This window comes from Rhodococcus sp. PBTS 1 (assembly GCF_001620025.1).
GTDB lineage: Bacteria > Actinomycetota > Actinomycetes > Mycobacteriales > Mycobacteriaceae > Rhodococcoides > Rhodococcoides kroppenstedtii.
Genome location: NZ_CP015219.1, coordinates 1344578 through 1368531, shown reverse-complemented (window position 1 = coordinate 1368531; position 23954 = coordinate 1344578). Strand labels below are relative to the sequence as shown.

General features: G+C 70.6%; 21 protein-coding genes, 1 tRNA gene and 1 pseudogene. 10 read left to right on the top strand and 13 right to left on the bottom strand.

Annotated features, from left to right (window positions below):
• Nucleotides 1-19: 19 nt before the first annotated feature.
• The 3 genes from A3Q40_RS20790 to A3Q40_RS06155 are packed head-to-tail and all read left to right on the top strand — an operon-like array spanning nt 20 to nt 2600.
• On the top strand, nt 20-1216 hold the full coding sequence (locus A3Q40_RS20790) for a molybdopterin molybdotransferase MoeA (RefSeq protein WP_068105429.1): 1197 nt from the start codon (nt 20-22) through the stop codon (nt 1214-1216).
• Nucleotides 1213-2190 carry a bifunctional molybdenum cofactor biosynthesis protein MoaC/MoaB gene (gene moaCB / locus A3Q40_RS20785; RefSeq protein WP_256365943.1) on the top strand — a complete coding sequence of 326 codons (978 nt, stop codon included), beginning with the start codon at nt 1213-1215 and terminating at the stop codon, nt 2188-2190. The genes A3Q40_RS20790 and moaCB overlap by 4 nt, the downstream gene beginning before the upstream one ends.
• Nucleotides 2187-2600, top strand: coding sequence for a molybdenum cofactor biosynthesis protein MoaE (locus tag A3Q40_RS06155; protein ID WP_068100487.1), 414 nt, complete (start codon nt 2187-2189; stop codon nt 2598-2600). Before moaCB ends, A3Q40_RS06155 begins: the two co-directional genes overlap by 4 nt.
• Here the strand turns inward: A3Q40_RS06155 and A3Q40_RS06150 are convergent.
• Nucleotides 2597-3625, bottom strand: coding sequence for a CobW family GTP-binding protein (locus tag A3Q40_RS06150; RefSeq protein WP_068105425.1), 1029 nt, complete (start codon nt 3623-3625; stop codon nt 2597-2599). The two genes, A3Q40_RS06155 and A3Q40_RS06150, sit on opposite strands and share 4 nt — an antisense overlap.
• A gap of 246 nt (nt 3626-3871) precedes the next feature.
• Here A3Q40_RS06150 and A3Q40_RS06145 point away from each other — a divergent pair, with 246 nt between their 5' ends.
• Entirely contained in the window at nt 3872-4231 is a 360-nt protein-coding gene (locus A3Q40_RS06145; protein WP_068100485.1) for a histone-like nucleoid-structuring protein Lsr2, read from the top strand.
• A 259-nt stretch (nt 4232-4490) separates the two neighbouring features.
• On the opposite strand, the gene A3Q40_RS06140 is transcribed toward A3Q40_RS06145, so the two are convergent.
• Together A3Q40_RS06140 and A3Q40_RS06135 are read right to left on the bottom strand one after the other, a co-directional pair.
• Nucleotides 4491-4566, bottom strand: a tRNA-Ala gene (locus A3Q40_RS06140).
• A gap of 98 nt (nt 4567-4664) precedes the next feature.
• Nucleotides 4665-5417 (bottom strand): DsbA family protein, encoded by a 753-nt coding sequence (locus A3Q40_RS06135; RefSeq protein ID WP_082833786.1) that lies wholly within the window; start codon nt 5415-5417, stop codon nt 4665-4667.
• 94 nt (nt 5418-5511) lie between these two features.
• Between A3Q40_RS06135 and A3Q40_RS06130 the strand changes: the two genes are divergently transcribed.
• Nucleotides 5512-6252 carry a VIT1/CCC1 transporter family protein gene (locus A3Q40_RS06130; protein WP_068100484.1) on the top strand — a complete coding sequence of 247 codons (741 nt, stop codon included), beginning with the start codon at nt 5512-5514 and terminating at the stop codon, nt 6250-6252.
• Here the strand turns inward: A3Q40_RS06130 and A3Q40_RS06125 are convergent.
• The 4 genes from A3Q40_RS06125 to A3Q40_RS06110 all read right to left on the bottom strand — a co-directional run bounded on the left by A3Q40_RS06125 (nt 6169) and on the right by A3Q40_RS06110 (nt 11523).
• Nucleotides 6169-7488: an MFS transporter gene (locus tag A3Q40_RS06125; RefSeq protein WP_069972912.1), complete on the bottom strand. Its 1320-nt coding sequence runs from the start codon at nt 7486-7488 to the stop codon at nt 6169-6171. The genes A3Q40_RS06130 and A3Q40_RS06125 overlap by 84 nt on opposite strands.
• Nucleotides 7485-9125, bottom strand: coding sequence for a phosphoglucomutase (alpha-D-glucose-1,6-bisphosphate-dependent) (gene pgm, locus A3Q40_RS06120; protein ID WP_068100483.1), 1641 nt, complete (start codon nt 9123-9125; stop codon nt 7485-7487). Before pgm ends, A3Q40_RS06125 begins: the two co-directional genes overlap by 4 nt.
• Nucleotides 9126-9188: 63 nt before the next feature.
• Nucleotides 9189-9830, bottom strand: a complete 642-nt coding sequence (locus A3Q40_RS06115; protein ID WP_235606477.1) for an LON peptidase substrate-binding domain-containing protein — start codon at nt 9828-9830, stop codon at nt 9189-9191.
• Between the two features lie 61 nt (nt 9831-9891).
• Nucleotides 9892-11523, bottom strand: a complete 1632-nt coding sequence (locus tag A3Q40_RS06110; protein WP_235606475.1) for a carboxylesterase/lipase family protein — start codon at nt 11521-11523, stop codon at nt 9892-9894.
• 99 nt (nt 11524-11622) lie between these two features.
• Between A3Q40_RS06110 and treZ the strand changes: the two genes are divergently transcribed.
• Nucleotides 11623-13398, top strand: a complete 1776-nt coding sequence (treZ, locus tag A3Q40_RS06105; RefSeq protein ID WP_082833785.1) for a malto-oligosyltrehalose trehalohydrolase — start codon at nt 11623-11625, stop codon at nt 13396-13398.
• On the opposite strand, the gene A3Q40_RS06100 is transcribed toward treZ, so the two are convergent.
• Nucleotides 13374-14909 carry an MFS transporter gene (locus A3Q40_RS06100; RefSeq protein ID WP_235606472.1) on the bottom strand — a complete coding sequence of 512 codons (1536 nt, stop codon included), beginning with the start codon at nt 14907-14909 and terminating at the stop codon, nt 13374-13376. The genes treZ and A3Q40_RS06100 overlap by 25 nt on opposite strands.
• 81 nt (nt 14910-14990) lie before the next feature.
• Here A3Q40_RS06100 and A3Q40_RS06095 point away from each other — a divergent pair, with 81 nt between their 5' ends.
• On the top strand, nt 14991-15569 hold the full coding sequence (locus A3Q40_RS06095; protein ID WP_068100480.1) for a TetR/AcrR family transcriptional regulator: 579 nt from the start codon (nt 14991-14993) through the stop codon (nt 15567-15569).
• Here the strand turns inward: A3Q40_RS06095 and ilvA are convergent.
• On the bottom strand, nt 15557-16843 hold the full coding sequence (ilvA, locus tag A3Q40_RS06090; RefSeq protein ID WP_371831468.1) for a threonine ammonia-lyase IlvA: 1287 nt from the start codon (nt 16841-16843) through the stop codon (nt 15557-15559). The two genes, A3Q40_RS06095 and ilvA, sit on opposite strands and share 13 nt — an antisense overlap.
• 121 nt (nt 16844-16964) lie before the next feature.
• Nucleotides 16965-17399, bottom strand: coding sequence for a nitroreductase family deazaflavin-dependent oxidoreductase (locus A3Q40_RS06085; RefSeq protein WP_068105407.1), 435 nt, complete (start codon nt 17397-17399; stop codon nt 16965-16967).
• A gap of 141 nt (nt 17400-17540) precedes the next feature.
• Between A3Q40_RS06085 and A3Q40_RS06080 the strand changes: the two genes are divergently transcribed.
• The gene (locus A3Q40_RS06080) at nt 17541-17774 is read left to right on the top strand and encodes a hypothetical protein (protein WP_068100478.1); all 234 of its coding nucleotides are present in this window, start codon (nt 17541-17543) and stop codon (nt 17772-17774) included.
• A 291-nt stretch (nt 17775-18065) separates the two neighbouring features.
• On the opposite strand, the gene dnaE is transcribed toward A3Q40_RS06080, so the two are convergent.
• A complete protein-coding gene (dnaE, locus tag A3Q40_RS06075; protein ID WP_068105404.1) occupies nt 18066-21557 on the bottom strand; it encodes a DNA polymerase III subunit alpha in 3492 nt (1163 codons plus the stop codon).
• Nucleotides 21558-21683: 126 nt separating this feature from the next.
• Nucleotides 21684-22625, bottom strand: a complete 942-nt coding sequence (gene rarD / locus A3Q40_RS06070; RefSeq protein WP_068100474.1) for an EamA family transporter RarD — start codon at nt 22623-22625, stop codon at nt 21684-21686.
• A 59-nt stretch (nt 22626-22684) separates the two neighbouring features.
• On the opposite strand from rarD, the pseudogene A3Q40_RS21070 reads away from it, so the two are divergent.
• Nucleotides 22685-22768: pseudogene (locus A3Q40_RS21070) on the top strand (DUF2256 domain-containing protein); the annotation flags it as partial.
• A 90-nt stretch (nt 22769-22858) separates the two neighbouring features.
• The gene (locus A3Q40_RS20775; RefSeq protein ID WP_235606565.1) at nt 22859-23080 is read left to right on the top strand and encodes a DUF3253 domain-containing protein; all 222 of its coding nucleotides are present in this window, start codon (nt 22859-22861) and stop codon (nt 23078-23080) included.
• 10 nt (nt 23081-23090) lie between these two features.
• Here the strand turns inward: A3Q40_RS20775 and A3Q40_RS06060 are convergent, their stop codons facing one another.
• Complete coding sequence (locus A3Q40_RS06060; protein WP_308124875.1) at nt 23091-23858, bottom strand: MBL fold metallo-hydrolase; 768 nt, start codon at nt 23856-23858, stop codon at nt 23091-23093.
• Between the last annotated feature and the right edge of the window lie 96 nt (nt 23859-23954).

Here is a 23954-nt window from a genome sequence, read left to right as displayed (position 1 = left end):
CGGCTCCTACGATGAACCGATGACGCAGGGGCACAGCACACGTTCGGTGGCCGATCACGCCGCTCTGGTCGACCGACTGATTCGGACGGCGCTGGCGAGGCGCGGACCGGACACCGTCGCCGTGGAGGATGCCCACGGACGCGTCGCCCACACCGATCTGCGCGCGCTGATCGACGTTCCGGCCTTCCGCAACTCGCAGATGGACGGGTACGCGGTGGACGCCGCCGCGGTGGCGCGGGTCCCGGTCGAGCTCGACGTCACCGGAGTGGTCGCCGCGGGAGACGACGGCGGCGACGCGCACGTCCCCGGCACGGCCCGCAAGATCATGACCGGCGCGCCCGTCCCCCGCGGGGCCGACGCGATCGTCCCCGTGGAGGACACCGAGGCCATCGGTGGTCGCGTGCGCATCGGGCGGTCCCGACGGTCCGGCGAGTACGTCCGCGAGCAGGGCAGCGACGTCCGAGTGGGCGACGTCGTCGTCCCCGCGGGAACGCGACTGGGGCCCCGCCACGTGGGCGCGATCGTCGCCGTCGGCCACGCGACCGTTCCGGTACGGCCCCGCCTGCGCGTGGCGGTGATCGCCACCGGAGCCGAATTGGTCGAGCCCGGAACGGAACCCGGCCCCGGATGCCTGTACGACTCCAACGGGCCCACCCTCGCTGCCGCAGCGATCGCCGACGGAGCGGAGGTGACCGTCCGCACCCGCAGCACCGACTCGGCCGAGCACTTCGCCGCCGTGCTCGACGACGCGCGGACGCGAGCGGACGTCGTCGTCACGTCCGGCGGGGTGTCCATGGGCGACTTCGAGGTCGTCCGCGACGTCCTGGGCCCGCGCGGTGGCACCTTCGGCCACGTGGGCATGCAGCCCGGGGGCCCGCAGGGCTGGACCGACCTCGACGGCACTCCCGTGATCAGCTTCCCCGGCAACCCGGTGAGCACCCTGGTCTCGTACCTGGTCTTCGCCCGGCCCGTCCTGCGCGATCTCGCGGGCCTGCCGGTGCTGCCCGCGGAGGATGCGACCCTGGTGGACGCCGTGCGCTCGAGCCCCGGGAAACGCCAGTTCCTGCGCGGTCGACGCACCCCCGACGGCATCACCACCTCCGGCCCCGGCTCGCACCTGGTGGCGTCCATGGCCGCCGCGGACGTCCTGGTCGACGTGCCCGAGGACACCACCGACATCCCGGCGGGCGCGACTGTGCGAGTGTGGCCCCTGTGAACGAGTCCGGTCTGTCCCACGTCGATTCCGACGGTCGCGCCCGCATGGTCGACGTCGGCGCCAAGCGGGAGACGACGCGCGTCGCCGTCGCCGCCGGGGTGCTGCGGACGACGCCCGAGGTGGTCGCGCTGGTGCGTGCCGACGGCCTGCCGAAGGCCGACGTCCTGTCCACCGCTCGGATCGCGGGGATCGGCGGGGCGAAGAAGACCTCCGAGCTGATCCCGCTCTGCCATCCGTTGCCGCTGACGTCGGTGGCCATCTCGTTCGACCTCGCGAAGGACTCCATCGCGATCGAGGCGACCGCGGGCACCACCGGCCGAACCGGCGTGGAGATGGAAGCGCTCACGGCCGTCGCGGTGGCCGGACTGACGTTGCACGACATGGTCAAGGCGGTCGATCCCGCCGCGGTGCTCGACGGAATTCGGTTGCTGCGCAAGGAAGGTGGCAAGCGCGGGGTGTGGACGCGGGACGAGCCCGCCCTGCCCCCGGCCCCGTTGGGCGACCGGACCGCGGTGGTGGTGGTCGCGTCCACGGCCGGCGCCGCGGGAACCCGCGAGGACACCACCGGACCTCGCCTCGTCTCCTGGCTCACCGAACGCACCTTCGACGTACGCGGGCCGGTCGTGGTGGCCGACGCCGACATCGCGGCCGGACTGCAGGACGCGTTGGACGGCGGACCCGCCCTGATCGTCACCACCGGCGGCACGGGTGTCTCCCCCACCGACGCCACGCCCGAGGCGACGCGCGCGATCCTCGACCGCGAGCTGCCCGGCGTCGCCGAGGAGATCCGCCGCGTGGGACTGGGCGCGACCGTCCACGCCTCGATGAGCCGCGGGCTGGTCGGTGTGGCCGGGCGCACGGTGGTGGTCAACCTGCCCGGGTCACCGGGCGGCGTGAAGGACGGCCTGTCCGTCCTCGACCCGATTCTCGATCACCTGATCGCGCAGGTGCGCGGCGGAGGAGCACACGAATGACGTTCGTTCTCGCCCGCATCTCCGCCGAGCCGATCGATCCGGCGACCGTGTCGGACTTCGTCGCCGGACCGACTCACGGTGCGGTGCTGGTGTTCTGGGGCGTCGTCCGCGATCACGACGGCGGTCGGTCGGTGTCCGCGCTCGAGTACCAGGCGCACCCCGACGCGGAGGCGTTCCTGCACCGCTGCTGCGCTGACGCCGCGGCGGCGTCCGGATTGCCGACGGCGGCCGTGCACCGGGTCGGCGACTTGACCATCGGTGACACGGCGCTCGTCGCGGCCGTGGCCGCCCCGCACCGTGCCGCCGCGTTCGACGCGTTGGAGACCCTGGTCGACCGCATCAAATCCGAGGTGCCCATCTGGAAGCGGCAGCGCTTCCCCGAGGGCACCAGCGAGTGGGTCGGGCTCTAGATTTCCTGGTTTCGCAGGTAGCGGTGGACGACGAGCATCTCCTCGTCCGTCGCGGGGCGATCCCGCACGACACCCTGGAGTACCGCGTCGACGTCGTCGTCCATGCCCGCGCCGAGGAACACCAGGGCCGTGCTCCCCCGCGCCGGGGCCCGTTCGATCACGATGTGTCGCCCGACGGTCTGCACGAGGAACCGGCCACGGCCCGTCGTGAAGCGGACGAAGCCCTTCGACCGGTAGAGACCCGCCGGCGGGTCCTCGAGCAGCGCGATCAGGGCGCGTGGGTCGACGTAGCGCGACGTCTCCACCGCCACACTGCGATACGCGTCGTGCAGATGCTCGTGATCGTGGCCCGCGGCGTGACCGTGATCGTGGTCGTCCTCGCGGAGGAGGTCGTCCAGGCTGAGCTGGCGGGGTGCGTCGTCGTCCGTCCGCTCCGGCGGGTCGAGCAGCAGGGCCACGTCGACCCGGCCGTGGTCGGTGACCACCACCGGCGCGCCCGGGGCGTGGCGACGGACCAGGTCGAGCATGCGCGCCCGGCCGTCGTCACCCACCAGGTCGCTCTTGTTGACCACCACCAGGTCGGCGAACGCCAGGTGTTGCGCCAGGTCCGGGTGCCGCTCCACCGAGTCCGTCATGTTCACGGCATCGACCACCACGACGAGCCCGCCGTACCGCACCCCGGGGTGCGCGCTGCCGAGCACCATGCGGATGAGGGCGCGTGGCTCCGCGAGTCCACTGGCCTCGATGACGACCGCGTCGACCGGAGAATTCGGCCCGGTGAGCGTACCGAGCATCTCGTCGAGATCCTCGCTGTCGACGGCGCAGCACAGGCACCCGTTACCGAGGCCGATCACCGAGTCGACCTGCCCCGCGACGAGCATCGAGTCGATGTCGATCGAGCCGAAATCGTTGACGACCACCCCGAGGCGAATGCCGCGATTGCGTCGGAGGACGTGATTGAGCATCGTCGTCTTCCCGGAGCCGAGATATCCGGCGACGAGGACGACGGGGACCGGACCGGACATGGTGAGAGAATACCGTCGGGCCACGGACGGCCGGGCCACCCGCCGAGCTGCGGATCCGACCGACCGCCGCACGTCGTGCCATTATCGTCGGCCGTTCGTGACCGCGTCGAGACCTCGATCCCGTCTCTGTCGCCGGGCCCGAAAAGCCTGTCGGACAGCATCTTCGAGGGTGCGGAGCCGCGTCGCCGTGTCCGATTTTGCCCGTGTAGTGTTCCCGGAACACTGCGGTCGACGGAAAGAGCAGGAATGGCGAAGAAGGTCGTGATCGAACTGGTCGACGACATCGATCGGACCCCGCTGGGCGACGACGGTGAACACATTGTCTTCGGCGTCGACGGGGTCGACTACGAAATCGACCTCGGTCCGAACAATGCCGCCGAATTCCGACGCACCCTCGCTCCGTATCTCGAGCACGCGACGCGGGTGAGCTCGCCGGCCCGGTCGACCGCACGCCGACGCACCTCCGGGTCGACGGGCCGCCGGCGTCGATCGCCCGAATCCGCCCGCGCCATCCGCGACTGGGCCGCCGGCGCCGGGTACACGCTCTCGCCGCGGGGGCGCATTCCCGCCGAGGTGCAGCAGGCGTACGAGGCCGCGCACGCCTGACGCGACCTGCCCGGCTGCACACAAGTCCCCCGAATGGGCGGGGTCCCGCCGATCCGCCCGACCTGTGTGCCGCTACGCCGGTCCGGGCCCGCGGCCAGTGCAGCGGGCGCACGCCTGACGCGACCTGCCTGACTGCACACAACTCCCCCGAACGGGCGGAATCCCGCCCCTTCGCCCGACCTGTGTGCCGCTACGCAGGTCTCGCCCCCCGCAGAACGACGAAACCCCCTCCCGACGACGTCGGAAGGGGGTTTCGTGGTGGTGGAGCTAAGGGGACTCGAACCCCTGACCCCCACACTGCCAGTGTGGTGCGCTACCAGCTGCGCCATAGCCCCGGATCACCGCACGAGTTCGTCCGGTGAACACTGGAGAAAAAGTTACACCATGCCCATCGGGGCACCAAATCGCCTGGCCGGTGCGCGATCGCGCCTGGTCAGCCGAGGTTCGCGACCCAGTCCTGGTCCTGGGTGTCCACCACAGCGCCGTCGACCAGCACGGTCGGCGTGCCGCGGCCGCCCGCTGCCGCCAGCGCCTGGCTGCCCGTCGCCGCGCTCTGCGCCGCGGCGTCCACGCGGGAACCGTCGGTGATGCAGGAGATTGCCTCGTCCGACGCGCCGGCCTCCCGAGCGCGGTCCGCCAGTTCGGCGACGGTGCGGTCGGTGCTGCCGTTCTCCTCCGGCTTGAAGTCGGCAGAGAAGAGCGCGGCGTGGAACTCGGAGAACGCGGGACCGTCGCCGGTGGCCGCCACGCACTGCGAGGCCGCCACGGCCCGCGTGCTGTACGTACCGCTCGGCGAGAGCCGGTTGAGGAAGTCGAGCATGTGGTAGCGCACGGTGATCGCGCCCTCGTCGATCTTCTGCGCCAGTTCCTGACCGTGGACCTGCTCGAGCTCGGCGCAGTACGGGCACATCGCATCCTCGAAGATGTCGACCGTCTTGGTGGCCGACGGCAGCCCCAGCGAGATGACTCCGTCCGCGTCCACCGCGGCGACGACATCCGGGTTCTGCACCGCGCCGTATCCGTCGGCACGCGGGGCGGTCCGCGAGTTCTGCCACAGCACACCGCCGATGACGACGGCCGCGATCACCAGCAACGCGAGGCCACCCAACACGTACGTGGAGGCGGACGACGACTTCTGCGGGGTGTACTTCGAGGACCCGGAATTCTTCGCGTTCACGGCGTTCATGGTGCCACGAGGGGCTGATACGACCCTGAAAGCGCTGCTGAGGGTAGCCGATGCTTGCTGGCAGCGCCGCGGAACGGGGCGTAGTTTCTCGGCCGTGACCACAGCTCAGGACTCCGACGGATCGGCCCCGATCGTTCCCCACGAGGTCGACCATTCCCACGCCGACGTCTCCGGCGGGTGGTTGCGCGCGGCGACGTTCGGTGCCATGGACGGACTGGTGACCAACACCTCGCTCATCGCGGGCGTCGGCGGCGCGGGCGTCACGACGCACACGCTGGTCCTCAGCGGCGTCGCCGGACTGGTGGCCGGCGCGTTCTCGATGGCGTTGGGCGAGTACACCTCCGTCACCACGCAGAACGAGCAGATCGACGCCGAGGTGGTCACCGAGCGCGCCGCGTTCCGGAAGTACCCGGACGCCGAGGAGGCCGAGCTGGTGGACATGCTCACCGACATGGGCATGACCCGGGGCACCGCGACCACCGCCGCCCGTGAGATCCACACGGACGCCGACCGCGCCGTCGATCTGCACATCTCCCGCGAGCTCGGCATCGACCCGCACGAGAAGCCGTCCCCGTGGGTGGCGGCGGGCTCGTCGTTCGTCCTGTTCTCGATCGGCGCGATCATCCCGTTGATCCCGTTCCTGCTCGGATTCGCCTCGCTCGCCGCGGGTCTCGCGTGCGGCGGCGTCGGCCTCCTGGCTGCCGGTGCGGTCGCCGCACACTTCACCGCGCGGTCGACCGTGCTCGGCGCGCTACGGCAGCTGATCCTCGGCGGACTGGCCGTCGCCGCGACGTACGCGGTCGGATCGCTCATCGGGGTCGGCCTCGCGGACTGACGGGGATCCGGAGTCGGCGGGCTCCGCGACGAGAGGACGCCCGACGGTGTCCGGCACCACCGTCCAGCCCACCGCGGCGATCAGCAGGATGGCCCCGGACGTGCCGAAGGCCCACGCGTAGGACAGCTCCTCCACCAGGACACCAGCCACGAGCGGGCCGATGACGGACCCGACGTCCATCGCCATCTGGAAGGCCGCCAACACGGGACCACCGCGTGCCCGCGACCCGACGAGGTCGGCCACCGCCGCCTGCTGGGTCGGCGTGATCAGACCCGAACCCACGCCCGCGGCGAAGGTGAGCACCAGGAACACGACGGTCGACCCGGACACCCCCATGCCGGCCGTCGTCGCGCCGCAGACCGCCAGGCCGGCGATCAGGAAAGGCTTGCGGCCGTAGCGGTCCGACCACCGACCTGCCGGGACGAGCACCACGGCGTTGCCGACGGCGAACACCGCCAGCGCGATGGCCGCCATCGAATCCTGTTGCCCCAGTGCCGCGACGACGAAGAGCGGCACGATCGCGGTGCGCACCCCGAACACGGCCCAGCCGTTGGCGAAGTTGGACAGCAGGGCCGACCGGTAGATCGGCGACCGGACCGCGTCGGCGAAACGCACCGCGACGGGCGCCGAGTCGAGGTCGACGTCCTTCACCGGACTGCGCAGGCCGACCGCGACGACGACCGCGGCGATCACGAGGGTCACCGCGTAGAACACGAACGGGGCTCGCAGGCCACCGATCTCGAGCACCACCCCGCCCACGAACGGTCCCAGCACGGTGCCGGCGAGAAAGCTCGAGGCGTACATGCCCGACACCCGGCCGCGCCGGTCCGGCGGTGCGATGCGGATGAGCAGCCCGAGCGCCGACACGGTGAACATCGTGGAACCGATACCGCCGAGCGACCGGAACGCCAGCAATTGCCAGTACGTCTGCGCGACTGCGCACAGTCCCGTCGAGACGGCGACGACGGTCAGCCCGGTGATGTAGACGCGTCGTTCGCCGATGCGCTGCACCAGCGCGCCGGAGGCGGGCGCGAACAGCAGCCGGGTGGCGGCGAACGCACTGATGATGGCCGTCGCCGCGAATTCGGTGACCCCGAAGTTCCGCGCGAAGCCCGGCAATGCGGGAGCGACGATGCCGAAGCCGAGCGCGATGACGAACGCCGCCGAGATCAGGATCCGGATGTCCCGCTCGGTCGACCCGCGAGCCTCCGGGCCCCCGGAGGCCGGCTCGGTCACGCTCCGGACAGCACGGACGACACCAGCTCGCGCGCCGCCGCCTGCACCTCGGCGAGATGATCGTCGCCGCGGAACGACTCGGCGTAGATCTTGTAGACGTCCTCGGTGCCGGACGGGCGCGCGGCGAACCACGCGCTGTCGGTGGTCACCTTCAGCCCGCCCAGCGCGGCCCCGTTGCCGGGCGCCGTGGTCAGCGTCGCCGTGATGGGCTCACCCGCCAACTCGGTCGCGGTCACCTGATCCGCCGACAGCTTCGCCAGCACGGCCTTCTGCTCTCGCGAGGCCGGGGCGTCGGTCCGCGCGTAGGACGGGGCGCCGTGGCGGTCGGCCAGCGCGGCGTACCGCTGCGACGGGGTCTCGCCGGTCACCGCCGTGATCTCGGAGGCGAGCAGGGCCAGCACGATGCCGTCCTTGTCCGTGGTCCACACCGACCCGTCGCGCCGCAGGAAGGACGCCCCCGCACTCTCCTCGCCGCCGAAACCCAATGTGCCGGTGACCAATCCGTCGACGAACCACTTGAAGCCGACCGGCACCTCCACCAGCCGACGACCGAGTGCCGCCACCACCCGGTCGATCATCGACGAGCTCACCAACGTCTTGCCGACGGCCGTCTCCGCCGACCACTCCGGTCGGTGCGAGAACAGGTAATCGATCGCGACCGCGAGGTAGTGATTCGGGTTCATCAGGCCGCCGTCGGGCGTGACGATGCCGTGTCGGTCCGCGTCGGCGTCGTTACCCGTGGCGATGTCGTACCGGTCGCGCACCTCGATGAGCGACGCCATCGCGTTGGGCGACGAGCAGTCCATGCGGATCTTGCCGTCGGTGTCGAGCGTCATGAAGCGCCACGTGGCGTCGACGAGCGGGTTGACGACCTCGAGGTCGAGCCGGTGACGCTCGGCGATCGCCCCCCAGTAGTCGACCGCTGCTCCGCCGAGCGGGTCGGCGCCGATGCGGACGCCGGCGGACCGCACGGCGTCGAGGTCGAGGATGGACGGGAGATCGTCGACGTACGTCCCCAGGTAGTCGTACTTCTCGGCGGACTGCGCCAACGCCCGTGCGAGCGGCACGCGTCGAACGGACGAGACACCCTGTCGCAGAATCTCGTTGGCTCGCGCGGCGATGACGGACGTCGCGGCGCTGTCGGCCGGACCTCCGTTCGGCGGGTTGTACTTGAAGCCCCCGTCGCGGGGCGGATTGTGCGACGGCGTGACGACGATGCCGTCCGCCTGCGCGGCGGAACCGGACGCGTTGTGCCGGAGGATCGCGTGACTGACTGCGGGCGTCGGGGTGTAGCGATCGGCCGAATCGATCAGGACCGCAACGTCGTTCGCGGCGAGCACCTCCAGCGCGGAGGCCCAGGCGGGCTCGGAGAGCGCATGGGTGTCCCGGCCGAGGAACATCGGACCCGTGATGCCCTGCTCGGTGCGGTACTCCACGATGGCCTGCGTGGTGGCCACGATGTGGTCCTCGGTGAACGCCGCGTCGAGACTCGAGCCGCGGTGTCCGGACGTGCCGAACACCACCTGCTGATCGGGGTTCTCCGGATCCGGCTTCTGCGTGTAGTACGCGGTGACCAGGTGCGGAAGGTCGACCAGATCGGACGGCTCCGCGCGTCGTCCCGCTCGCTCGTGCGCCACGTTCGTTCTCCTCGCTCCCGACGACTCGTGTCGAGCCGGTCGACTCCTGCGACCCTGTCGACCTTATCCCCGCGAGAATTCGGCGACGGCGGTGACGTCCTCGACCGCGGACGCCAGCACCCGCAGCCGCTCCCCCGGCGTCTCCGCCGTGAGGACCTTCGCGCGGTCCGCCGACCCCAACGGCAACGACGACGCGAACTCCCACAGGGACGTCGGCTCGCCGTACGCCCCGGCCGGATCGAGCACCGGGGTCTCCGGCGGCGGCAGGTCACGACGCTCCGAGATGTCTCGCAGAACGTCGAACAGTCGCTCGGTGAGGTCCCGCACCTGTTGGTACTGCTCGTCGCGGGCGGGCTCGTGGTCCGAGTCGGGCCAGTCCTCCACGGTGGCGCGGGGGTACGGATCGTCCGGCAGCCACTCGAGAACACGGATGCGGTGGAGCCCGGTGCACTCGAGGACGTACCGACCGTCGGGCGTCTGCACCGCCTGATCGACCCGCACCATCACGCCGGCCGTTCCGCGGACGTCACCGCCGCCGACTTCGTGGCCCCGCTCGATCAACACCACCCCGAACTGCGCGTCGCCGACGACGATGTCCTCGATCATCGCGCGGTATCGCGGTTCGAAGACGTGGAGCGGGAGGGCGTCACCGGGCAGGATCACGCTGCCGAGCGGGAACATGGGCAGCGGCGAGTGGGTGGTCACCTACTCCACTGTGCCACTGTCGCCGCCCCGATCGTGTGCGGAAATCCGTGTACGGCACGGACTACTGCACGCGATCCGCCGGCGAGACGCCCGCCCAGAACCCGCACCGATGGACGTCGGCGACGTCGGTCACCGGCTCTGCGCGGTCGCGATCGATCTGCAGGGCCGGGTGGCCGGAGGCACCGGAGTCCGGCCAGGCGGGCAGGCCGGGGCCGTTCGGGTCGCCGGTGTGCGCGAAGGTCGCCCACGTGCGCTTCATGCGGTCGGCGAGGGCGGCGGCGGAGCCCGTCCACGGCACCGGGATACCGCCGAGCCGAGAGAACAGATAGGGCACGTCCGCCGCGTGGAACGCCCCGGGCAGCAGTGGCCCGCTCGGCGCGAGCGGCGCATCGGTGAAGCGGTACTGCCACACCCGCGCGCCGCCTGCTCGGGCCGCGTCCGCGGTGACGACGGTCGGACAGGCGAAGAGCGAATCGGTCCACACCGCGGACAGGGCGTCGGCGGGCGTCGGGTAGGCGGCGACGGGATAGGTGGCCAGGATCGCGTCCGCGTCCTCGGGATAGACCTCGCGCACCGACGCCGCGACACTTTCGGCGGTGGGCACGCGGCCGGCGGCGTAGTCGAAGAGCACGACGAAGGTGCCGCCCTCCTCGGAGTTGCTGCCCATCAGGATCGGCACGTCGGCCGAGGCGCCGGCGCGGAGAGCACCCTCCGGGGTATCGGTCAGCACGACGCCGTCGACGACCGGTGTCCACGTCGCGTTCGGGCTCGTGAACGAGTGCGTGGTGGACTCCAGCAGCCCATCGACCGGCACGCTGCGCAAGCAGGCGAGCCGCCCCGGACCGTCGCCGCACCCCATCTCCTCTGCGAAGGCCGCTCCGCGAGCGAAGGCGACCTCACGACTCGGCGGGACGAGGGGGCTCCGCGAACACGGCCCGCTCTGCACGATCGCCTTGTGGAACAGTCCGGCCGAGCGCGGCGACGCGAGGTGCGTGCACACGCTCATCCCACCCGCGGACTCGCCGAAGATCGTGACGTTCGACGGGTCGCCGCCGAACGCGGCGATGTTGTCGCGCACCCAGCGCAGCGCGAACTGCTGATCCTCGATGCCCTGATTGCCCGTCGCACCGCCGGATTCGGCGGCGAGCTCGGGCAGGGCGAGGAACCCGAAGGAGCCGACGCGGTAGTTCGGGATCGCGACGATCACGTCGCCGTCGCGCACCAGCTGGGACGGCGAGTCGTACTGCGTGGTGTTGCCGACCACGAACGCCCCGCCGTACAGGTACACCATGACCGGGAGCGATCGGCCCGCCGCGTTCGGCGGAACGTAGAGGTCGATGCCGAGGCAGTCCTCCGAATTCGCCGGCAGTGCGGGGATCGGCGGAAGGTCGATCGGGAGCGGCACGGCCTGCGGGCATTGATCGTCGTGCCGGACCGCCTCCCGGACGCCGGTCCATCCCGGCGCCGGCCGCGGCGAGGCGTACCGGTCGGCCACGGCCATCGGCACGCCGAAGTACTGGTCGATGCCGTCCCGCGAGAACCCGGAGACGGCACCGCCGGCCACCGTCACGACGGGCACGGCGGACGCCGGTCCCGCGGTGAGCGTCGACGCCAGGGCCAGCGTGGCCACGAGGACCCCGAGACGGCGCAGCAGAACAGGACGCGGCAGCACCATGATTTCCCCCCGGAACACGGTCCCCGACGAACCGTGGCGCGCTCACCGTAGCGCGACGTCGGTCATAGCGGAGGGGGTTCGGGTGTGGACGAGCCGCCGCCCGGGTATCGGGGACGCATGAGCCCCTCCCCGTCCTCGGACACCGCCGCCACCCGCACGTTCTCCGTGTGGGCGCCGACCCCCGACCGCGTGCGTCTGCACCTGGACGGCGAGTTGCACGACATGCACGAGACGGACGGCTGGTGGTCGGTGGACGTTCCCGCGGCGGACGGGGCACGGTACGGCTTCGTTCTCGGCGACGACGACGCGGTGATCCCCGATCCGCGCTCACCCCGCCAGCCCGACGGCGTGCACGAGCCGTCGGCGGTGTTCGACGTCGACCGCACGGCGTGGACGGACGACGGCTGGACCGGCCGCCGGTTGGCGGGCGGGGTCCTCTACGAACTGCACATCGGCACGTTCACCCCGGAGGGCACGTTCGACGCCGCGATCGGCAAGCTCGACCACCTGGTCGACCTGGGGGTCACCTTCGTCGAGGTCATGCCGGTCAACGGCTTCAACGGCACCCACAACTGGGGCTACGACGGCGTCCTCTGGTACACGGTGCACGAAGGATACGGCGGCCCGGCCGGGCTGCAGCGCTTCGTCGACGCCTGCCACGCCCGCGGGCTGGCCGTCGCGCTCGACGTGGTCTACAACCACCTCGGCCCGTCCGGCAACTACCTCGAGAAGTTCGGTCCGTACCTCGCCGAGGGCGCGAATTCCTGGGGGCAGACCGTCAACGTCGCCGAGAGCGGGTCGGACGTGGTGCGCCGCTACATCGTCGACAACGCCCTGCGCTGGTTCGACGAGTTCCACATCGACGCATTGCGACTCGACGCGGTCCATGCCCTCGCCGACACCACCGCGGTGCACATCCTCGAGCAGCTGGCCGTCGAAACCGAATCGCTCTCCGCGCACGTCGGGCGCCCGCTGTCCCTGATCGCCGAGAGCGACCTGAACGACCCGACGCTGATCACCCCGCGCGCGGGCGGCGGCTACGGTCTCACCGCCCAGTGGGACGACGACGTCCATCACGCGGTGCACGCGGCGGTGTCCGGCGAGCGGCAGGGCTACTTCGGCGACTTCGGCTCGATGTCCTGCCTCGCGACGACGATCGGTCACGGCTTCTTCCACGCCGGAACGTACTCCTCGTTCCGAGGCCGAATCCACGGTCGACCGGTCGACCCGCGGGTGCTGCCGGCCAGTTCCCTGGTCGCGTACACCACGACCCACGACCAGGTGGGCAACCGCGCGGTCGGTGACCGGCCGGGTCACTACCTCACCACCGGTCAGCAGGCCGTCAAGGCCGCCCTGATCCTGTTGTCCCCCTTCACCCCGATGCTCTTCATGGGCGAGGAGTTCGACGCGTCGTCACCGTTCCAGTTCTTCACCTCGCACCCCGAACCCGAACTGGGCAAGGCCACCGCGGAGGGACGCAAGGCCGAATTCGCCTCGCACGGCTGGGATTCCGACGACATCCCGGATCCGCAGGACCCGGCGACCTTCGAGCGCTCGAAGCTGAACTGGAGCGAGGTCACCGTCGGGAAGCACGCGGCCCTGTTGGAGATCTACCGCAGCCTGCTCGCCCTGCGCGCCGAGCGGCCCGAGTTCACCGACCCGTGGCTGACGAACGTCCGGGTGGACCACGACGAGGACGAACGCTGGATCGTGGTGCACCGCAAGCGCGTCGGGACACCGGGGCGAGGGACGGCGCTGGCGTGCAACCTGTCCGATACCCCGGTCACCGTCCCCGTCGGCGGCACGCCGGTGCTGTGGTCGAGCGAGACGACCAGCGACCGCACCGGCTCCTCGACCACCCTGCCCGGTCACTCCTTCGTCGTGCTCACCTGATCCGGCCGCCTGCGCAGCGCCCACGCCACCAGCACCGCGTTGGTGACCAGGACCGCCGCGGTGACCGTCGCGGCGGCGTGCATGCCGTCCACGAACGCCGCCTGCGCCGAGCCGCGCAGCACGTCCCCGACCTCACCGGAGAGCGACCCGGCCAGCGCGACGGCCTCTCCCAACGTCTCGCGGGCGTGACCGGCGTTCTCGGCAGTCAGGCCCGTGACGTCGACGCCGGAGCGGAAGATGCCCATGACGACGGACCCGAGCACGGCGACACCCAGGGCGATGCCGAGCTCGTAGGCCGTTTCCGACACGGCCGACGCGGCGCCGGCGCGTTCGGGTCGCACCGAGCCGACGACGAGATCGGAGGTGAGGGTGAGGGCCAGACCGGCGGCGACACCGACGGCGACGAAGGCCACGACGAACGTCAGGCGGCCGTCCACCGTCCCGAGTCGGGTCAGCACCAGTGCTCCGAGCGCGCCGACGAGCAGACCCCCGGTGAGCACCGTGCCGGGCCGCCACCGCCGGACGAGGTAGGCGGCGAGCAGCGACGCCGCCATGTTGGCCGCGGTGCCCGGGATCAGGAACAGTCCGGCGGCCAGCGGTGACAGTCCGAGCACCGACTGCAGGTACTGCGAGCCGAAGAACAGCACCCCCGCCAGCGCGAAGACGGACAGCAGATTCGTGACCACGGCGGTGGAGAATTGCCGCTGCGCGAACAGGCTCAGGTCGATCATCGGGGAGGTCGAGCGCCGCTGTCGCCCGACGAACGCGACCCCCGCGGCCAGGCCGACCAGGGCGATCGGCGCCAGCTCGACTCCGGGGCCGTGCGCGACGGCCTCCTTGACGACGTAGACCAGCGGCACGATCGAGACGATGGACAGCAGAGCGCTCGGCAGGTCGAACGCACCGGGCGCGGGATCCTTCGACTCCGGAATCGCGAACGGACCGGCGACGACGAGCACGATCATGACCGGCACGTTGATCAGGAACACCGACCCCCACCAGAAGTGCTCGAGCAGCACGCCACCGACGACAGGACCGGCCGCTGCGCCGCCACCGGCCATCGCACCCCACACGCCGATGGCGAGGGTGCGTTCGGCCGGGTGGGCGAACATCGACCGGATGAGCCCGAGCGTCGCGGGCATGAGCGTGGCACCGGCGACGCCCTGCATCACGCGGGCGGCGATGAGCATGGCGGGGTCGACGGCGAACGCGGCGACCACCGACGACAACCCGAAACCCACCGACCCGATCAACAGCAACCGTCGGCGCCCGATCCGGTCTCCCAGCGTGCCCATGGTCACCAGGAGACCGGCGAGCACGAACGAGTAGATGTCGATGATCCACAGCAGCTCGGTGCCGGTGGGTTGCAGATCGGCGCTGAGGAACGGCAGCGCGATGTCGAGCACCGTCCCGTCGACGGCGACCAGCATCACCGCTCCGGCGAGAACGCACAGGCCCACCCAGTCACGGCGCGTGGCGCGCGCGGCCTCGGGGGCGACGAACAGGGACACGAGACACTCCTTCCAACCGTCCAGCCGGTACAGCGGACCGAGCGAGCATAGCAACGACCGTCCAGCCGGTACAGTGAGGCGATGGCCACCGAGACGCGGGACCGCATTCTGGACGCACTGGAGGAAATCCTGGTGCGGGACGGCACCGACAAGGCCACCCTCGATGCCGTCGCCGCACGTGCCGGAGTGTCGAAAGGCGGTCTGCTGTACCACTTTCCGAGCAAGGACGCGATGATGGCCGCCATGGTGCGACGCCTGGGCGAGCGGGCCGAACGCAAGCGCGTCCACGCGGCGGACGCGGGCACGTCGCTGGCCGAGTGGTACCTCTCCCCGCTCGCCACACCGTCGTCGTCCGCCGGCAGCACCGGTTCCGCCGGGACCGACCCCGACGACGCCCTCGAGATCGCACTCTTCCGATCCACCCTCGCGGCGTTCCGCAGCACCGACGGCACGCCGGGCGCGGTCCAGGATGCCGTCGTCGAGATGATGGGGATGTACGACCGCGTGCTGCAGGACGAGTTCGACGACCCCGTGCACGCGGAGATCGTGCGGCTGGTGGGCGACGGGCTCTACCTGGCCGCCCTGGTCGGGCTACCGGGGCCGGATCCGGACCTGCACCGCCGCGTCGTCGAGCGGTTGCTCCGCGATCAGGTCAGGTAGCGGTAGGCAGGTGTACCCGGCTCGAGGTGCTCGACGTGCATCGGCGACGCCTCCATGCGCTCGAGCAGCTCGGACAGTGCCCCCGCGACACCCAGCTCGACGCCGACCAGTGCCGCCCCGGTTTCCCGGTTGTTGCGTTTGACGTACTCGAACAACGTGATGTCGTCGTCCGGCCCGAGCACCGAGTCGAGGAACGTCCGCAACGCGCCGGGCTCCTGGGGGAAGTCGACCAGGAAGTAGTGCTTGAGACCACGGTGCACCAGCGACCGCTCGAGGATCTCGCCGTAGCGGGACACGTCGTTGTTGCCGCCCGACACCAGACACACCACCGTGGCGTCGGCAGGAACGGTGATCGCGGCCAGTGCCGCCACCGACAGTGCGCCCGCCGGTTCGGCGATGACACCTTCGCTCTGATAGAGGTCGAGCATGGCGGTGCAGATGGCGCCCTCGTCGATCTGGACCACCTCCGTCTCGCGCGCGGACAGCACGGCGTACGGCAGCGCCCCGATGCGGCGCACGGCGGCGCCGTCGACGAACGGGTCGATCTCGTCGAGCGTCACCGGGCCCCCGGCCACCAGGGCGGCCGTCAGCGACGCCGCGCCGGCCGGTTCGGCCGCCACGACCCGGGTGTGCGGCGATCGCTCGGCGAGGTAGGTCGCAATTCCTGCGGCGCAGCCGCCGCCGCCCACCGGCACCACCACGACGTCCGGCGCGGTGTCCAGTTGGTCGAGGATCTCCGCGGCGATGGTCCCCTGCCCGGCAGCCGTCCGCGGATCGTCGAAGGGCGGAACGATGGTCGCCCCGGTCCGCGCCACGTCCTCGGCCGCCGCCGCAGCCGCGGCGTCGAAAGTGGACCCGACGCTGATGACCTGCACGAGATCGCCGCCGTGGAACGCGATGCGGTCGCGCTTCTGCCGCGGCGTCGTCGTCGGGACGTAGATACGGCCGCGGACGCCGAGCATCCGGCACGCGAAGGCGACACCCTGCGCGTGGTTGCCGGCGCTGGCAGCGACGATGCCCGCGGCGCGCTCGGTCTCGGTGAGCTGCACCATGAGGTTGTACGCGCCGCGCAATTTGTAGGACCGCACCCGCTGCAGATCTTCGCGCTTGAGGAACACGCGCGCCCCCGTGTCCGCCGACAGCCGGTCGCACGGTTCCAGCGGGGTCACCGTCGCGATACCGCGGAGACGGCCGGCGGCGGCGTCGACATCCGCCGCGGTGGGCAGGGCCGACTCGGTGCGCGCCGTCCCCGACGGTGCGGCGGGGGCCGTCACGGGTCCGGAGGTGGTGCTCACGATCACCCGGACCATGCTGCCACGTCGGGGTCGGCCCAGTTCACCGGGCCGGACCGGGCCCGTGTCGTCGGACCGGGCCGACACCGGGCGCTCCGAGAACTCAGCGCGGCTCGAGAACGAAGACCGGGATCTCCCGGTCCGTCTTCTTCTGGTACTCGGCGTAGTCGGGGAAGGCCTCCACGGCGCGGTCCCACCACTCCTGCTTCTCGGCGCCGTGCACCTCGCGGGCGGTCATGTCCCACTTCTGCGTCTTGTCCCGCAGTTCCACGTGCGGCTCGGCCAGCACGTTGTAGTACCAGACCGGGTGCTTGGGAGCGCCGCCCAGCGAGGCCACCGCGGCGTACTTGCCCTCGTGCTCGACGCGCATGAGGGGCGTGCGGCGCAGCTTGCCGCTCTTGTTTCCCACGGTGGTCAGGAGGATGACGGGACGGCCGTTCAGCTCGGTGCCCTCCGTCCCTCCGGAGTTCTCGTAGAGGTCCGCCTGCTCGGCGGCCCAGGTGGACGGACTCGGTGCGTACTCACCCTGTAGCGGCATGGTTCCAGTGAACACAGCCGTGCCCCCGACGGCAACCGAATCGGCCTTCAACAGTGGAGTTCGGGTGCCCGAACTTCTGCTTCCGTGTACGCTGAGGCGGAGAGATCGGGTCCCCACGACCGTCCACTTCGGGAGGCGAGCATGACCACGTTCGATGCCGGCGCCGCTGCGCGTCGAGGATCCGTCCGCACGGTCGACCTGGCGGGCACGCCGTGGCCCGTGTGGAAGCTCGAGGCCCTCGTGGTCGGCCTGGTGCTCGCCGTGGCCGTCGGGTCGGTCACCGCCCTGCACGTGGGTGTCTTGACGGGAGCCGCGGCCGCCGTGGCGCTCTGGCTCGCCCTTCCTCTGGCCGAGCGGTCGCACCGCCGCCTCTGACGGCTCGGTCGGCCTGACGACACCGACGGCACCATCGCCTCCGACACGGACGACGGCGCCCGCTCCCCGATGACCGGGGGCGGGCGCCGTCGTCGTCTCGGACTCGGTCGAGCCGGGAGGGATCAGAGGCCGAAGGGCAGTACACCGGGGGCCAGGTAGAACCCACTCGAGCCGGCGGCGATCCCGCCGATGCCGCTGAGGATCAGGTTGATGAAGTCGGTGATCACAGGGGCGTCCTTTCGTTGACGTGATGTCGTGCGTCGACGCCTCGACGGTACCGGCAGGTGCTGCTCAGACCGTGAGACAGCCCGGTCCCAGCAACGCCTTGAGGTCCCCCATGAGCGCCGAGGACGGCGTCACCCGCAGCTTCTCGTCCACCTTGAGTACCGTCACCCGGTCTCCGCTCAACAACCGCAGGTGAACGTCGGACGTCCCGGGATGGCTGGCCAGCACCCGCTTGAGCGCGCCGACCTTGTCGGCCGTGCAGAGCCGGGTGGGCAGACTGACCGCGAGGGGCTTGGCGACGCCCACCGCGGAGAGATCCGGTACGGCGAGATCGTTGGCGATGAGCGAGATGCGATCGTCACGCGCGGAGACGCGCGCCTTGACCAGGACCACGGAGTCCTCGGCGACGTCGGCGCCGAACACCGAGTACGCCTGCGGGAAGAACAGCACCTCGATACCGCCGGAGAGATCTTCGAGTTGTGCCGACGCCCACGTCAGGCCGTTCTTGTTCACACGACGATTCACCGAGGCCAGGATGCCGCCGACGGTGACCTGCGTGCCGTCCTTGAGCCCACCCTCGAGAATCGTGGGGATCGCCGTGTCGGACTGCGCGGCCAGCACGTGCTCGACCCCGTTCAGCGGATGTCCGGAGACGTAGAGCCCCAGCATCTCTCGCTCGAGGGCCAGGCGGTGCTTGGTGTCCCACTCCTCGTCCGGGATCTTGACGTTGAACACGCTGGTGACGGACTCGTCGGCGTCGACCCCGCCGAACAGGTCGAACTGGCCGATGGCTTCGGCCTTCTTGGTGCCCAGGACGGAGTCGATCGCGTCGGCATGCACCAGTACCAGACCCTTGCGAGGGTGGCCGAGCGAGTCGAAACCGCCGGCCTTGACGAGAGATTCGGTGACCTTCTTGTTGCACGCGGTGGCATCGATCTTCGCCAGGTAGTCGGAGAAGTCGGTGAACTTCCCCTTCTCCGTGCGCGCCGCGATGATCGACGACACCACGTTGGCCCCGACGTTGCGCACCGCGCCCATGCCGAATCGGATGTCCTCCCCCACCGACGCGAAGTTCTGCTCGGACTCGTTGACGTCGGGCGGCAGCACGGTGATCCCGAGCTTGCGGCAGTCGGCCAGGTAGACCGCGGCCTTGTCCTTGTCGTCGCCGACGGACGTGAGCAGACCCGCCATGTACTCCGCCGGGTAGTTGGCCTTGAGATAGCCGGTCCAGTACGAGACGAGCCCGTATCCCGCGGCGTGCGACTTGTTGAACGCGTAGCCCGCGAACGGGAGGATGGTGTCCCAGAGGGCCTTGATGGCGGGTTCGGAGAAGTTGTTGCCCAGCATGCCTTCTCGGAATCCCGCGTAGGCCTCCTCGAGCACCGAGAGCTTCTTCTTGCCCATCGCGCGGCGGAGGATGTCGGCCTGCCCCAGCGAGTACCCCGCGACCTTCTGAGCGATCTGCATGATCTGCTCCTGGTACACGATGAGCCCGTAGGTGTCCTTCAGGATCTCCGCGAGTGGTTCCTCGAGCTCGGGGTGGATCGGGGTGACCTGCTGGCGTCCGTTCTTGCGATCGGCGTAGTCGTTGTGCGCGTTCATGCCCATCGGACCCGGGCGGTACAGCGCGAGGACCGCCACGATGTCCTCGAAGCCGGTGGGCTGCATCCGGCGGAGCAGGTCGCGCATGGCGCTGCCGTCGAGCTGGAACACGCCGAGGGTGTCACCGCGGGCGAGCAATTCGTACGTCGCAGGATCGTCGAGGCCGAGCGTGTCGAGGTCCAGCTCGATCCCGCGATTGGCCTTGATGTTGTCGATCGCGTCCCCGATGACCGTGAGGTTGCGCAGGCCCAGGAAGTCCATCTTGAGCAGGCCGATGGCCTCGCAGGACGGGTAGTCCCACCCGGTGATGATGGCGCCGTCCTGCGGACGCTTCCACACCGGAATGGCGTCGGTGAGCGGCTCGGAGGACATGATGACCGCGCAGGCGTGGACGCCGGCGTTACGGATCAGCCCCTCGAGGCCGCGGGCGGTGTCGTAGATCTTGGCGACGTCCGGGTTGGACTCGATGAGCGAGCGGACCTCGGCGGCTTCCTTGTACCGCTCGTGCGTGGGGTCGGTGATGCCGGCGACCGAGATGTCCTTGGCCATGATGGGCGGCGGCAGAGCCTTGGTGATCTGGTCGGCGATGGCGAAACCGGGCTGGCCGAACTGCACGCGGGCGGAGTCCTTGATGGCCGCCTTGGTCTTGATGGTGCCGAAGGTGATCACCTGCGCCACCCGGTCGCTGCCCCACTTCTCGGTGGCGTAGCGCACCATCTCCCCGCGGCGGCGATCGTCGAAGTCGATGTCGATGTCGGGCATCGACACGCGCTCGGGGTTCAGGAAGCGCTCGAAGAGCAGCCCGTGCGGGAGCGGGTCGATGTTGGTGATGCCCATCGCGTAGGCCACGAGGGACCCGGCGGCCGATCCACGACCCGGTCCGACGCGGATGCCGACCTCGCGCGCGTGCTTGATGAGGTCACCGACCACGAGGAAGTAGGCCGGGAAGCCCATCTCGAGGATGACGGCGATCTCGTACTTCGCGCGATCCCGGTATTCCTGCGGCACCCCGTCGGGGAAACGCCACTCGAGGCCGCGCTCGACCTCCTTGGTCAGGAAGGAGCCCTGGGTCTCCCCCTCTGGCACCGGGAAGATCGGCATGCGGTCCCGGTGCTCCCACACCTCGTCGTAGGACTGCACCCGCTCGGCGATCAGCAGAGTCGAATCGCACGCACCGGGCACCTCCGAGTCCCACAGCGCGCGCATCTCCTCGGCCGACTTGAGGTAGTAGCCGTCCCCGTCGAACTTGAAGCGCGTGGGATCCGAGAGCGTCTTGCCGGTCTGGATGCACAGCAACGCTTCGTGATTGGTGGAGGCGTCCTTGGTGACGTAATGGCAGTCGTTGGTCGCGAGCGGGGGGATGCCGAGCTGCTCGCCGATGCGCAGCAGGCCCTCCCGCACGCGCCGCTCGATGGACAGCCCGTGGTCCATCAGCTCGAGGAAGAAATTGTCCGGACCCCAGATCTCCTGCCACTTGGCCGCGGCCTCGAGCGCCTCCCGCTCGTGCCCGAGGCGCAGGCGGGTCTGGATCTCGCCGGACGGGCATCCGGTGGTCGCGATGATGCCCTCGGCATGGGTGGCGATGAGCTCCTCGTCCATGCGCGCCCACTTGCCCAGCTGCCCCTCGATGGACGCGAGCGACGACAGTTTGAACAGGTTCCGCAGACCGGTGGCGTTCTCCGCGACCATGGTCATGTGCGTGTACGCACCGCTGCCCGACACGTCGTCCGACTTCTGACTGCGATCGCCCCACAGCACGCGCTTCTTGTCGAAGCGCGACTCCGGCGCGATGTACGCCTCGATCCCGATGATCGGCTTGATGCCGGCCTTCTTGGCCTCGTTGTAGAACTCGCTGGCCCCGTACATGTTGCCGTGGTCGGTCATTCCCACCGCGCTCATCCCGAGGCGCTGCGCCTCCGCGAACAGCGGCGCGATCTTCGCGGCGCCGTCCAGCATGGAGTACTCGGTGTGATTGTGGAGATGAACGAAGTCCGACACGGGAGCCACTCTAAGCCGTCCGACCGACACGATTCGTCGTACACGCGGGCCGGTGCGCGAGTGACGGAAGGGACGCGCCGACGGTCACCGGCCGGGGTCCGCCACCACCGCTTCGGCGGGCACCGTGGCCACCCGTTCGGCCCGCATCCGGCGGACCGAACCGACCGTGAACACCGCGAGCGCGCACCAGATGAGCGCGAATCCGACCCACCGTGAAGCCGGCATGTCCTCGTGCAGGACCAGCACGCCCCAGGCCATCTGCAGCCCCGGCGTGAGGTACTGGAGCAGGCCGAGGGTGACCAGCGGGATCTTCTGCGCGGCCACGCCGAACAGCAGCAGCGGAACGGCGGTGACGGGCCCCGCCGTGAGCAACAAAGCGGCGTGCCACGGCCCCTCCGAGAACGCACCCGCTCCCCCGCTCACACCCAGCCAGACGAGGAACACCACCGCGATCGGCGCGGCCACCAGACCTTCGGCCGTCAGCGACGTGGTCGGTTCGAGCGGCACGATCTTCTTCATCACGCCGTAGCAGGCGAAGGACAGTGCCAGCGTGAGTGCGATCACGGGCGGCCGCCCGTAGTCGACGGTGAGGACGACCACGGCGATCGCCGCAAGCACCAGCGCCGCCGTCTGCGCCCGCGCGAGACGCTCGCGGAAGATCACCACCCCGAGCAGCACGCTGACCAACGGATTGACGAAGTACCCGAGCGCGGCCTCCACCACCCGACCGGACGAGACCGCGTAGATGTAGGTGCCCCAGTTGATCGCGATGAACGCCGACGCCGACGCCACCACCGCCCACGTCCGCAGCGACAGCCCACGTAGCGTGCCGAGCCGGCCCAGCACCGCCAGCACGACGGCCATGAGCACCAGCGTCCACACGATGCGATGCGCGAGCACCTCGAGGGCGCCGGCGAAGCTCAGCAGACCGAAGTACGCCGGGAACAGGCCCCACAGGCCGTAGGCGCCGACACCCGCGGCCGTGCCCACGGTGGTGGTCGATCGCGGGGACGACTGTCGTTGCACTCGCTCACGCTAGCCCCGACCCCCGACCGTGACGACGGGGCACGGGCACAATCGAGGAGGTGGCCCACCGCAAGCGCGAGACGACGACCGTGCCGGACAAGACCTGCGCCGTGTGCGGGCGCCGGATCGAGTGGCGGAAGAAGTGGGAACGTGACTGGGACTCGGTGAAGTACTGCAGCGATTCCTGCCGCACCGCGGCCCGTCGCGCCCCCGAGCACGACCTCGAGGGCGAGATCGGTCGCCTGCTCGACTCCCGCGCGTGGGACTCCTCGATCTGCCCGTCGGATGTCGCCCGCGCGGTGGCACCCGACGACTGGCGGCCGCTGATGGAACCGGTGCGCCGCGCCGCCCGCCGCCTGGTCGCCCGCGGCGAGGTGGAGATCACGCAGGGCGGGTCGGTGGTGGACCCGTCGACGGCCAAGGGGCCCATCCGCATTCGCCGACCGCGCAGCTAGTTTCCCGGCGTCACGCCACCCCGGCGCGTCGCCGGGCCCGGTCGACGGCCGCGTCGACCGACCCCCGCATCACCGGACCGTGCCCCGGGATCAGGACGTCCGCGTCGCGCCCGGTGAAGGCGTCGAGAGCGGCGATCTCGCCCTCGCGATCGTGCGCGAAGAGGTTCGGCAGCATCTGCGCCCCGACGTGGCGGCACAGCGCGTGCCCGGTGATGAGCGCGTCGCCCGTGAGGAGCGCACCCGTGTGCGGGAGGTGGTAGCCGGTATGTCCCGACGTGTGCCCGGGCGAGGCCACCGGCACCGGTGCTCCCGGCAGGTCCAGTGCTCCCCCGGCGTCGACGACGGCCTCGAACCCGTCCGCGTCGGGCACGGCACCGGAGCGCGTACCTCCGGCACGTGCGATGCGCAGGGCCCACGCCGCCGCCCCCGGCCGCCAGATGTTGCGAACGACGTCGGCGGGACCCGCCTGCTCGAGGTACTCCCGACGCGCGTGCCGCGCCTCGACCGACGACGTCAGCACCGGCGTGCCGTACGTGGCCGCGAAGTGCGCGGCACCGCCGATGTGGTCGATGTGCGCGTGCGTCAACAGGATTGCGCGCACGTCCTCCGGACGGCGACCCAGCCGGGCGAGCGACTCGATCACCGCACCGACGTACCGCGGGTACCCGGAGTCGATCAGCGTGACGTCGGTGCCGTCGACCAGCAACGTCCAGTTCACGTCGGGCCCGGCGGCGACGTGGACGCCGTCGGCGACGGTCGTCACGGTGGGAGTGCTCACGATCGACGAGTATGACCGTGCACGCGGGCGCGCGGAAGGGTCGGCCATGACGTTGATCACGCCGCGGCGAAAAGCCGCTGGCGGCACCAGGTCCGG

Excerpts from the sequence above, each read along its gene's own strand:
- A3Q40_RS20790 (WP_068105429.1), top strand. The coding sequence starts at position 20 with ATGACGCAGGGGCACAGCACACGTTCGGTGGCCGATCACGCCGCTCTG.
- A3Q40_RS06155 (WP_068100487.1), top strand. The coding sequence starts at position 2,187 with ATGACGTTCGTTCTCGCCCGCATCTCCGCCGAGCCGATCGATCCGGCG.
- A3Q40_RS06150 (WP_068105425.1), bottom strand. The coding sequence starts at position 3,625 with ATGTCCGGTCCGGTCCCCGTCGTCCTCGTCGCCGGATATCTCGGCTCC.
- A3Q40_RS06145 (WP_068100485.1), top strand. The coding sequence starts at position 3,872 with ATGGCGAAGAAGGTCGTGATCGAACTGGTCGACGACATCGATCGGACC.
- A3Q40_RS06135 (WP_082833786.1), bottom strand. The coding sequence starts at position 5,417 with ATGAACGCCGTGAACGCGAAGAATTCCGGGTCCTCGAAGTACACCCCG.
- treZ (WP_082833785.1), top strand. The coding sequence starts at position 11,623 with ATGAGCCCCTCCCCGTCCTCGGACACCGCCGCCACCCGCACGTTCTCC.
- A3Q40_RS06095 (WP_068100480.1), top strand. The coding sequence starts at position 14,991 with ATGGCCACCGAGACGCGGGACCGCATTCTGGACGCACTGGAGGAAATC.
- A3Q40_RS06085 (WP_068105407.1), bottom strand. The coding sequence starts at position 17,399 with ATGCCGCTACAGGGTGAGTACGCACCGAGTCCGTCCACCTGGGCCGCC.
- A3Q40_RS06080 (WP_068100478.1), top strand. The coding sequence starts at position 17,541 with ATGACCACGTTCGATGCCGGCGCCGCTGCGCGTCGAGGATCCGTCCGC.
- dnaE (WP_068105404.1), bottom strand. The coding sequence starts at position 21,557 with ATGCTGGACGGCGCCGCGAAGATCGCGCCGCTGTTCGCGGAGGCGCAG.